Below are 10268 nucleotides of genomic sequence, written 5' to 3'. Positions count from 1 at the left end.
CTGCTCACGGGCAAGGTCAAGGCGGGCCTGGTCGCCGCCAAGGACATCCCGGCCAACTCGATCAAGGTCGTGACCGAGCGTGGCACTGTTTACCTGATGGGGATGCTCTCGCAAAGCGAGGCCGAGCGCGCCACCAGCGTCGCCCGCACCACCTCCGGCGTGCAGCGCGTCGTGCGCCTGATCGAGATCCTGCCGGACGAGGAAATCAACCGGCTGAAGACAAAGACCGAGTGACACCCCCCTGCGCCGCTGGCGCGGCTTCCCCCCTCTGTTGCGCGCCTTCGGCGCTTCGAGGGGGACGGCACCAGTGGCCCGGCGAAGCCGGTTCCACGGTGCCCTGGCGCTTGGGCTACCTCAGTCTTTTTATCAGGCTGGAGGTATCGAACCGGTGGCCGCCCATGGCCTGCACGTCGGCGTAGAACTGGTCCACCAGCGCCGTCACCGGCAGGCGGGCGCCGTTGTGCTTGGCCTCGTCGAGCACCAGGCCGAGGTCCTTGCGCATCCAGTCAACGGCGAAACCGAATTCGAACTGGTCGGCGATCATGGTCTTGCCGCGGTTGTCCATCTGCCAGCTCTGGGCCGCGCCCTTGCCGATCACATCCAGCACCTGCTCCATGTCCAGACCGGCCTTCTGGCCGAAGGCAATGGCTTCGGCCAGGCCTTGCACGAGGCCGGCAATGCAGATCTGGTTGACCATCTTGGTGAGCTGGCCGGCGCCGCTGTCGCCCATCAGCGTGAAGGCGCGCGAGAAGGCCATGGCCGTGGGCCTGACGGCTTCGAACGCGGGTGCGTCGCCACCGCACATGACGGTGAGCACGCCGTTCTGGGCGCCGGCCTGACCGCCCGAGACCGGGGCATCGACGAACGCCAGCCCCAGGTTCCTGGCGGCGCCGTACAGCTCGCGTGCCACATTGGCCGAGGCCGTGGTGTGGTCGGTGAAGATGGCGCCGGGCTGCATGCCGGCAAAGGCACCGTTGGCGCCCAGGGTGATGGCGCGCAGGTCGTCGTCATTGCCGACGCAGGCAAACACGATCTCGGCCCCGGTGGCCGCCTCGCGCGGTGTGCCGCGGGCCGTGCCGCCGAACTCGGCCACCCAGGCCTGGGCCTTGGCCGGCGTGCGGTTGTAGACCGTGACCTGGTGGCCCGCCCTGGCCAGGTGTCCTGCCATCGGGTACCCCATCACGCCCAGCCCCAGAAAGGCCACCTTGCGCGACGGTGCGGGTTCGTAGGTCTTGGTGCCGATGCTGCTCATGTGTGGTGTCCCCGTTGTCAGATGATGGTCAGGTGCTCCGTGCCCGAGGCCAGGTCACGGGTCTTGGCGCGCTGGCTGTTGAGCTTGATCTGCAGGCGCAGGTCGTTGAGCGAGTCGGCGTTGCGCAGGGCATCCTCGTAGGTGATGAGGTTGGCCTCGAAGGCATCGAACAGGGCCTGGTCGAAGGTCTGCATGCCGATGTTGGTGCTCTTCTTCATGATCTCCTTGATCTCGGCGACATCGCCCTTGAAGATCAGGTCGGCGATCAGCGGCGAGTTGAGCATCACCTCGACGGCCGCGTAGCGCCCCTTGTTGTCCTGCCGCGGCACCAGGCGCTGCGAGATCAGGCCGCGCAGGTTCAGCGACAGGTCCATCAGCAACTGGGAACGCCGGTCTTCGGGGAAGAAGTTGATGATGCGGTCCAGCGCCTGGTTGGCGCTGTTGGCGTGCAGCGTGGCCAGGCACAGGTGACCGGTCTCGGCGAACTGGATGGCGTGCTCCATGGTTTCGCGGTCGCGGATCTCGCCCATCAGGATCACGTCCGGCGCCTGGCGCAGGGTGTTCTTGAGCGCCGCTTCCCAACTGTCGGTGTCGATGCCGATCTCGCGCTGGGTGACCACGCAGTTCTTGTGCGGGTGCACGAACTCGACGGGGTCTTCGACGGTGATGATGTGCCCGTGCGTGTGCTCGTTACGCCAGTCGACCATGGCGGCCAGCGTGGTCGATTTGCCCGAGCCGGTGGCGCCAACGATGATGGCCAGGCCGCGCTTGGTCATGGCCACGTCCTTGAGCACCTGGGGCAGGCCCAGGGCGTCGATGGTCGGCAGCGTGGCCGGGATCGTGCGCAGCACCATGCCGATCTTGCCCTGCTGCACGAAGGCACTGACGCGGAAGCGCCCGATGGCCGGCGGCGCGATGGCGAAGTTGCACTCCTTGGTGCGCTCGAACTCGGCGGCCTGCTTGTCGTTCATGATGGCCCGCGCCAGCGACAGCGTGTGCGAGCCGTTGAGCGGCTGGGGTGAGACCTTGGTCACCTTGCCATCGACCTTGATGGCCGGCGGGAAGTCGGCGGTCAGGAACAGGTCGCTGCCCCCCCGGCTGAGCATCAGCTTGAGCAGGTCGTTGATGAATTTGGAGGCCTGATCACGTTCCATGATGCTTACCCAGGGAAGTTTTCGGGGATCTTGGCCTTGCTGCGCGCCTCGGCCGCACTGATGATGTTGCGGCGCACGAGATCGGTCAGGTTCTGGTCCAGCGTCTGCATGCCCAGCGCGTTGCCGGTCTGGATGGCCGAGTACATCTGCGCCACCTTGCCTTCGCGGATCAGGTTGCGGATGGCGCTGGTGCCCAGCATGATCTCGTGCGCGGCCACCCGGCCCGAGCCGTCCTTGTTCTTGCACAGGGTCTGCGAGATCACGGCCACCAGCGACTCGGACAGCATGGCGCGCACCATGTCCTTTTCCTCGGCCGGGAACACGTCGATGATCCGGTCGATGGTCTTGGCGGCGCTGGAGGTGTGCAGCGTACCAAACACCAGATGGCCGGTTTCGGCCGCGGTCATGGCCAGGCGGATGGTTTCCAGGTCGCGCATTTCACCGACCAGGATGGCGTCCGGGTCCTCGCGCAGTGCCGAGCGCAGGGCGTTGGCGAAGCTCAGGGTGTGGGGGCCGACCTCGCGCTGGTTGACCAGGCATTTCTTGGACTCGTGCACGAACTCCACCGGGTCCTCGACGGTGAGGATGTGGCCGTACGACGACTCGTTGAGGTGGTTGACCATGCCCGCCAGCGTGGTGGACTTGCCCGAGCCCGTGGGGCCGGTCACCAGCACCAGGCCGCGCGGACGCAGGGCCAGGTCGGCGAAGATCTTGGGCGCGTTGAGCTGCTCCAGCGTCAGGATCTTGCTCGGGATGGTGCGGAAGACCGCGCCGGCGCCGCGGTTCTGGTTGAACGCGTTGACGCGAAAACGGGACAGGCCTTCGATCTCGAACGAGAAATCGACTTCCAGGAACTCCTCGTAGTGCTTGCGCTGGGCGTCGTTCATGATGTCGTACACCATGGCGTGGACCGTCTTGTGGTCCAGGGGCTCGACGTTGATGCGGCGCACGTCGCCGTGCACCCGTATCATGGGCGGCAGTCCGGCGGACAGGTGCAGGTCGGAGGCCTTGTTCTTGACGCTGAAGGCGAGCAGCTGGGTGATGTCCATCCCGTGATCCCATCCTCTTGTTGCTGAAACGATTTGATTATGACGACGATTGCAGCCAATCTCCAGCGCGTGCGGGCGCAGATCGACCAGGCGTGCGCCGCCAGCGGCCGAAAGGCAACCGAGGTCGGTCTGCTGGCCGTGTCCAAGACGTTTGCGGTCGAGGCGGTGCTCGAGGCCATCGCGGCCGGCCAGAGCGCCTTTGGCGAGAACTACGTGCAGGAAGGCGTGGAGAAAATCCTCGCCTTGCGCGAGCGGCGCCCCGACGCCAGGGTCGAATGGCACTGCATCGGCCCCGTGCAGAGCAACAAGACGCGTCTGGTGGCGAGCCACTTCGACTGGGTGCAGTCGGTCGATCGGCTCAAGATCGCGCAGCGCCTGTCGGCGCAGCGGCCGGACGATCTGCCCCACCTGCAGGTGTGCCTGCAGGTCAACATCGATGGAGGTGCCAACAAATCGGGCGTGACGCCCGACGAGCTGCCGGCGCTGGCCGAGGCGGTGCGGGCGCTGCCCCGGCTGCGGCTGCGTGGCCTGATGTGCATCCCCGAACCCTCGGACGACCCGCAGGTGCAGCACGCCGTGTTCGCCCGTGCGCGGGCCTTGTTCGAGCAGTTGCGTGCGCAGGACGGCGGCATCGACACGCTGTCGATGGGCATGAGCGACGATCTGGCGGCCGCGGTGGCGGCTGGCTCGACCCTGGTGCGCGTGGGTCGCGGCATCTTCGGTCACCGGCCGAGGAAATGAGCGGGCGCGGCATGCCGCCGCGCCCGTGGCGGGTTTATTGCTTGCCCGACAGCGTGCTGAGCGGCTTGACCTTGCCACAATCGGCGGCAAGCCAGCGGCCGGTGCCCTTGAGGGTCATGGTCGAGGGTTTGCCGTTTTGCTGGTTGCGCACCACCATGTCCATGTCGTAACCGGTGTTGCCGCGGAAGGTGTAGGTGCCTTCGCCCGAGGAGGGCGGGTTGGTGCACTGGAAGCTGACCTTCATGGTGTTGCCGCTGCGCGCACCGATCTTGGTCGTGCAGTCGCCCTCGGTCTGCGTGGGCAGGTCGTTGCGCGCCGCCATTTCGGGGGTGATGCAAACCTGTACGGCCATGCCCTTGCCGCTGCCCTTGCCCATCCGCACACCCTGGGCAGCCATCATGTCTTCCATCATCTTGCGTTGGGCCGGGGGCATGTTGGCCATTTGCTGCTGCATCTGGGCCATGGCCTGATCGAGTTCCGGGCTACCGCCGATCTGGCTCTCGATTTCCCACAGGCCGGGCTTGGTGTTGGATTGCGCCAGGGCGGCGCCGGACACCAGGGCGGCGGTGCACAGGCAGGTCAGGCGAAGGGTGGAACGCATTGCTAGTCTCTCCATTCAGAACATCAGCAGACAAAGGACCAAGACCGCATTGTGAACTGTGGCGGTGACTGTGGCTACCCACGGGCCGTGGCCCGACGCCCGGGTGGCGGGGTGCGTGACGTCCGGGGGCGGTGGGCGTACAGTGCGGCCATCGCAATCGTTCACACCGACCCATGGCCCGTACCGAAGATTCAGCCGCCCGTCAGATCCAGCAGTGGCTGGACGAGCACCGCATCACCGAAATCGAATGCCTGGTCCCCGACATGTCAGGGCAGCCGCGCGGCAAGATCGTGCCCCGCCACAAGTACGACCCGGCGCTGGGCCTGCGCCTGCCCGAGGCGGTGCTGACCATGACGGTGACGGGCGACTACCCGAAGGAGGACTACACCTCGGTGTCCGACCCGGACATGCAACTGCTGCCGGACGTGACCACGCTGCGGCCGGTGCCCTGGGCCAAGGAGCCGACGGCGCAGATTATCCACGACTGTTACCGCTTCGACGGCTCGCCGGTGGACCTGGCGCCGCGCGCGGTGCTGCGGCGCATCCTCCAGTGCTACGAGGCCGAGGGCTGGCGGCCCATCGTCGCCCCCGAGATGGAGTTCTACCTGGTGCAGATCGAACCGGACGAGGACATTCCGCTCAAGCCACCGGTGGGCCGCACCAAGCGCACCGAGGCCGGCATGCAGAGCTTCTCGATCGACGCGGTCAACGAGTACGACGACATCTTCGACGTGATGTACGACTGGTGCGAGGCCGAGGGCATCCAGCTCGACACGCTGATCCACGAGATGGGCACGGCGCAGATGGAGATCAACCTCGACCACGGCGATCCGCTGCCGCTGGCGGACCAGGTGTTCCTGTTCAAGCGCACCATCCGCGAGGTCGCCATCCGGCACCAGATGTACGCCACCTTCATGGCCAAGCCGATGCAGGGGCAGCCCGGCAGCGCCATGCACATCCACCAGAGCGTGGTGGACATGGCCACCGGCCGCAACGTCTTCAGCCGGCCCGACGGCCAGCCCTCGGAGGCGTTCTTTCATTACATCGGCGGATTGCAGGCCTACCTGCCGGCGGCCACCGCCTTCTTTGCGCCCTATGTGAATTCCTACCGGCGGCTGTCGCGCTTCACCTCGGCGCCGATCAACCTGCAGTGGGGCTACGACAACCGCACCTGCGGCCTGCGTGTGCCGCATTCCGATCCGCAGGCGCGTCGCGTGGAAAACCGCCTGGCCGGGGTGGACGTGAACCCCTACCTGGCCCTGGCCGCCAGCCTGGCCTGCGGCTACCTGGGCATCAAGCAGAAGCTCAAGCCCTCCGACCCGCTCACCGGCAGTGCCTATGAGCAGCCGCATCAGTTGCCGCGGCACCTGGACCAGGCCGTGGACCTGCTGATGGCCTGCGAGCCGCTGGCCGAGATCTTCGGCACCCACTTCATCCAGACCTACAGCGCCATCAAGGACGCCGAGTACCGCGAGTATTTCGACGTGATCAGCCCCTGGGAGCGGCGCTTCCTGCTGCTGCACGTGTAGCCAGGCGCCGGCCCGGCTGTGACTCAGATCAGTTCGCCGAAGTTCGAGGCCCGTGCGCCCCCTGGCACGCGGGGCGCAATCTGGTTGATGCTGACCCAGAACTCGCACACGTGCTTCATGGCCGAGAGGAACTGTGCGAATTCGGTCGGCTTGGCGATGTAGGCGTTGGTGCCGGCGTCGTAGGCCCGCTGCAGATCGCTGGGCTCGGTGGAGGAGGTCAGGATCACGACCGGGATGTTGCGCAGCAGTTCCGAGCCTTTGATTTCCTTGAGCACCCCGATGCCATCGAGCAGCGGCATCTTCAGATCGAGCAGGACCAGCTGGGGATCGACCGTGGTGCGCGCATCGAACTTGCCACGGCGGTACAGGTAGTCCAGTGCCTGCATACCGTCGGAGACGTGCACCACCCGCTGGTCCAGACCATGCCGGGCCAGTGCCAGCCGGGTCAGCTCGGCATCGTCCGGGTTGTCTTCGACCAGAAGAATGGGGCTTGCGTGCTTGTTCATGCGTTGTCCGTCAAATGCCGGGGGACGTGCTGCCGTGCACGCCCTGCTTGTTGCCCAGACCTGTCCGCCATGCCGCCCGGCGACGCGCTGCCGCAACGCCAGGCCGACGCCCGTCCGCTCAAGCCCGGACGGGAATGCAGGCGATGGAACACCGCCGAACAACTCCTGCATGTATTGTGTGTCAAAACCACCGCCGTTGCCATGCAAGACTTGCAGGCGCGGCCGTGGCGGGGTCGGATGTGCCCGTCAGAACCGGGGCAGTTCGGGGTGTGCCAGGCGTCCGCCACGCACCAGCATTCGGCCGTACTCGGCACAGCGTTGCAGTGTCGGGATGACCTTGCCAGGGTTGAGCAGGCCCTTGGTGTCAAAGGCGTGCTTGACCCCGTTCATCAGGGCGTTTTCCTGGGCCGAGAACTGCACGCACATGCTGTTGAGCTTTTCGACGCCCACGCCATGCTCGCCCGTCACCGTGCCGCCCATGGCCACGCTGGTTTCCAGGATGTCGGCGCCGAACAGCTCGCAGCGGCGCAACTGGTCGGGGTCGTTGGCGTCGAACAGGATCAGCGGGTGCAGGTTGCCGTCGCCGGCGTGGAAGACGTTGGCGCAGCGCAGGTCGTAGGTCTGCTCCATGCGCTGGATGGCCCGCAGGATGTCGGCCAGGCGCTTGCGCGGGATGGTCGAGTCCATGCACATGTAGTCGGGGCTGATGCGGCCGCTGGCGGGAAAGGCGTTCTTGCGCCCGCTCCAGAAGCGCAGCCGCTCGGCTTCGTCACGGCTGATGGCGATGGCGGTGGCGCCGCAGCCACGCAGCACCGCGCTCATGCGATCGATTTCCTCGGCCACCTCGTCGGGCGTGCCGTCGCTCTCGCACAGCAGGATGGCCTCGGCATTCAGGTCGTAGCCCGCCCGCACGAAATCCTCCACCGCCGCGGTCATGGGTTTGTCCATCATCTCCAGCCCGGCCGGGATGATGCCGGCGGCGATCACCGCGGCCACCGCATCGCCGGCCTTGCGGATGTCGTCGAAGCTGGCCATGATGCAGCGCGCCAGTTGCGGCTTGGGCACCAGCCTGACCACCACCTCGATGGCCACGGCCAGCATGCCCTCGCTGCCGATCACCAGCGACAGCAGGTCCAGTCCCGGGGTGTCCAGGGCCGTGCTGCCAAAGGTGACGGGTTCGCCTTCGATGGTGAAGCCGCGCACCTGCAGCACGTTGTGCAGCGTCAGGCCGTACTTGAGGCAGTGCACGCCGCCGGAGTTCTCGGCCACGTTGCCGCCGATGGTGCAGGCGATCTGGCTGCTCGGGTCGGGTGCGTAGTACAGGCCGTGCGGCGCGGCGGCCTCGCTGATGGCCAGGTTGCGCACGCCGGCCTGCACGACGGCGGTGCGCGCGTGCGCATCCACCGACAGGATGCGGTTGAACTTGGCCAGCGACAGCGTCACGCCCATGGCATGGGGCATGGCGCCACCGGACAGGCCGGTGCCGGCGCCGCGCGCCACCACCGGCACGTCCAGCGCATGGCAGGCCTTGAGCACGGCGGCGACCTGGTCTTCCGTCTCGGGCAGCGCCACCACCAGCGGGCGTTCGCGGTAGGCCGTCAGGCCGTCGCACTCGTAGGGCACGGTGTCCTCGGCCTGCCACAGCAGCGCGTGGGCGGGCAGCACGGCGCCGAGCGCGCGCACCACCTCGGCCTGGCGGGTGGCGCGCCCGGCGGGCGGGGCATCGGCGGCAACGGCAGGATGGCTCATGGGCCGCAGTGTAGGCCCGGCGGCCCGCGCCGGGAATGAGAAATCTTGCAACCCGGCATGAAGGTGATTTGATCCTGGTCAAGCCGGGGGCGGGCCCCAGGCCTTGAACTGCGTGGCGCCGCTGCCATATAAATGCCGAGAAGCCAAGTGCTTCCGAAACCATCCAAGCAAGGAGTGAATCCCATGAACAGTCTCATCACCCGTTCCGGTTTGTTCGACGACTTCTTCAAGGACGTTGCCCCCGGTTTCTTTGTCAAGCCCCTGCACGGTGACCCGTTGCCGGCACCCTCGCAGATCAAGATCGACGTGCGGGAGGCGGCCGACGCCTACACCGTGCAGGCCGAGGTGCCCGGTGTGTCCAAGGAGGATATCCACGTGACCATCGATGGCCCGCTGGTGACGCTGCGCGCCGAGATCAAGCAGGAAGACAGCCAGAAAGAAGGTGAGAAGGTGCTGCGCACCGAGCGCTACTACGGTTCGGTGGCACGGAGCTTCCAGTTGGCGGACGACATCGACAGCGGCAAGGCCAAGGCCAAGTACGACAACGGTGTGCTGACACTGACGCTGCCGAAGAAGGCCAGCCAGCCCGGCCAGCGCCTGACGGTGGAGTGACCGCGCCGGGAGCCCGTCAGCCCAGGGACTGCTGGAGCCACTGCGCGAACGCGGCGCATTCCCAGCGGTCCATGGTGCCGGTGCGCCAGCACAGGTAGTGGGCGTGCGGGCTGGGCACGCGGCGGGTGAACAGCGGCACCAGGGTGCCGTCGTCCAGCCAGGGGGCGGCCAGCTTCAGGCGCGCCAGGGCCACGCCCATGCCCACGGCCGCCGCGTCGCAGGCCAGCCCGACATCGTTGAACTGCGAGCCGTCCACCGGCTCGGGCCAGTCCAGATCGTGCGCGGCGAACCAGGTGCGCCAGGGGTCCAGCGGGCTGCGCAGCAGCGGCAGGCCCTGGAGGTCGTCGGCGGATTCGAAGGGACCGTGCTCGCGCACGAAGGCCGGTGAAGCCACCGGCGTGACATCGTCCTTGATCAGACACAGGTGTTCCATGTCCGCATAGCGGCCGGTGCCGAAACGGATCGTCAGATCGGCGTCTTCGGCGACCACATCCAGCAGGGGGATGCTCACCTGCAGGGTCAGGTCGATCTCCGGGTAGGCGTCGCTGAACTGCTTCAGGCGTGGCAGCAGCAGCGAGCGCGCGAAAGTTGGCGTGACCGCCAGGCGCAGCTTGCGCCGGCCCGGCGTCGCGTTGTCGCCCGGGAAGCGCTGCAGCGCGGCCAGGCCCTCGCGCACATGGGCCAGGTATTCGCTGCCCTCGGTGGTGAGCGAAAAATCCGCCCGCCCGAACAGCTTGGTGCCCAGGAGTTGCTCCAGTTGCCGGATGCGGTGGCTGACCGCGCTGGGCGTGACGCACAACTCCTCCGCGGTCTGCGTGACGCTGCGCAGGCGCGCCAGTGCCTCGAACGTGAGCAGGCACTGGATGGGCGGAATGCGGGCCGTCATCCGTGCGCTCGATCAGACGGCACGAGCCGCCACCTGCCAGGCGCGACCCGCGCAGCGGCGGGGCGTGGGGGCCATGGATTCAGCGCCGGGCCGCCCCAAGCTGAATCCGCACCCCCCGGGGGGGCAGCGACCCGCGCAGCGGCGGAGCGTGGGGGCATGGTTCACTTGAAGACGACGGTCTTGTGGCCG

General features: G+C 67.2%; 11 protein-coding genes. 4 read left to right on the top strand and 7 right to left on the bottom strand.

From position 1 onward, the window contains the following. Positions 1-234: BON domain-containing protein (locus PHQ87_RS11005; protein WP_300234028.1), on the top strand; the 234-nt coding region annotated here is incomplete at its 5' end. Positions 235-349: 115 nt separating this feature from the next. Here PHQ87_RS11005 and PHQ87_RS11000 read toward each other — a convergent pair. From PHQ87_RS11000 to PHQ87_RS10990, 3 genes are read right to left on the bottom strand one after another with little or no spacing between them, the layout of a single operon-like run. Next, complete coding sequence (locus PHQ87_RS11000) at positions 350-1252, bottom strand: NAD(P)-dependent oxidoreductase (RefSeq protein ID WP_300234026.1); 903 nt, start codon at positions 1250-1252, stop codon at positions 350-352. A gap of 17 nt (positions 1253-1269) precedes the next feature. Beyond that, on the bottom strand, positions 1270-2406 hold the full coding sequence (locus tag PHQ87_RS10995; RefSeq protein ID WP_300234023.1) for a PilT/PilU family type 4a pilus ATPase: 1137 nt from the start codon (positions 2404-2406) through the stop codon (positions 1270-1272). Between the two features lie 5 nt (positions 2407-2411). Beyond that, a complete protein-coding gene (locus PHQ87_RS10990; protein ID WP_300234020.1) occupies positions 2412-3455 on the bottom strand; it encodes a type IV pilus twitching motility protein PilT in 1044 nt (347 codons plus the stop codon). Between the two features lie 39 nt (positions 3456-3494). Between PHQ87_RS10990 and PHQ87_RS10985 the strand changes: the two genes are divergently transcribed. Then, a complete protein-coding gene (locus PHQ87_RS10985) occupies positions 3495-4196 on the top strand; it encodes a YggS family pyridoxal phosphate-dependent enzyme (protein ID WP_300234017.1) in 702 nt (233 codons plus the stop codon). Positions 4197-4230: 34 nt separating this feature from the next. On the opposite strand, the gene PHQ87_RS10980 is transcribed toward PHQ87_RS10985, so the two are convergent. Then, entirely contained in the window at positions 4231-4797 is a 567-nt protein-coding gene (locus tag PHQ87_RS10980; protein WP_300234014.1) for a DUF3617 domain-containing protein, read from the bottom strand. A 173-nt stretch (positions 4798-4970) separates the two neighbouring features. On the opposite strand from PHQ87_RS10980, the gene PHQ87_RS10975 reads away from it, so the two are divergent. Continuing rightward, entirely contained in the window at positions 4971-6326 is a 1356-nt protein-coding gene (locus PHQ87_RS10975) for a glutamine synthetase family protein (RefSeq protein ID WP_300234011.1), read from the top strand. Positions 6327-6349: 23 nt separating this feature from the next. Here PHQ87_RS10975 and PHQ87_RS10970 read toward each other — a convergent pair whose 3' ends face one another. Together PHQ87_RS10970 and PHQ87_RS10965 are read right to left on the bottom strand one after the other, a co-directional pair. Then, positions 6350-6832, bottom strand: a complete 483-nt coding sequence (locus PHQ87_RS10970; protein WP_300234009.1) for a response regulator — start codon at positions 6830-6832, stop codon at positions 6350-6352. 246 nt (positions 6833-7078) lie between these two features. Further along, on the bottom strand, positions 7079-8581 hold the full coding sequence (locus PHQ87_RS10965) for an FAD-linked oxidase C-terminal domain-containing protein (RefSeq protein WP_300234007.1): 1503 nt from the start codon (positions 8579-8581) through the stop codon (positions 7079-7081). A 183-nt stretch (positions 8582-8764) separates the two neighbouring features. On the opposite strand from PHQ87_RS10965, the gene PHQ87_RS10960 reads away from it, so the two are divergent. Then, the gene (locus PHQ87_RS10960; protein WP_300234005.1) at positions 8765-9193 is read left to right on the top strand and encodes an Hsp20/alpha crystallin family protein; all 429 of its coding nucleotides are present in this window, start codon (positions 8765-8767) and stop codon (positions 9191-9193) included. A 16-nt stretch (positions 9194-9209) separates the two neighbouring features. Here PHQ87_RS10960 and PHQ87_RS10955 read toward each other — a convergent pair whose 3' ends face one another. After that, positions 9210-10079: a LysR substrate-binding domain-containing protein gene (locus PHQ87_RS10955; RefSeq protein WP_300234003.1), complete on the bottom strand. Its 870-nt coding sequence runs from the start codon at positions 10077-10079 to the stop codon at positions 9210-9212. Between the last annotated feature and the right edge of the window lie 189 nt (positions 10080-10268).

Origin of the sequence: Hydrogenophaga sp. (assembly GCF_028698005.1) — a bacterium.
In the GTDB taxonomy this organism is placed as follows: domain Bacteria; phylum Pseudomonadota; class Gammaproteobacteria; order Burkholderiales; family Burkholderiaceae_C; genus Hydrogenophaga.
The sequence above is the reverse complement of the archived record's forward strand: the minus strand, read 5'-3'. Positions and strand labels throughout refer to the sequence as shown.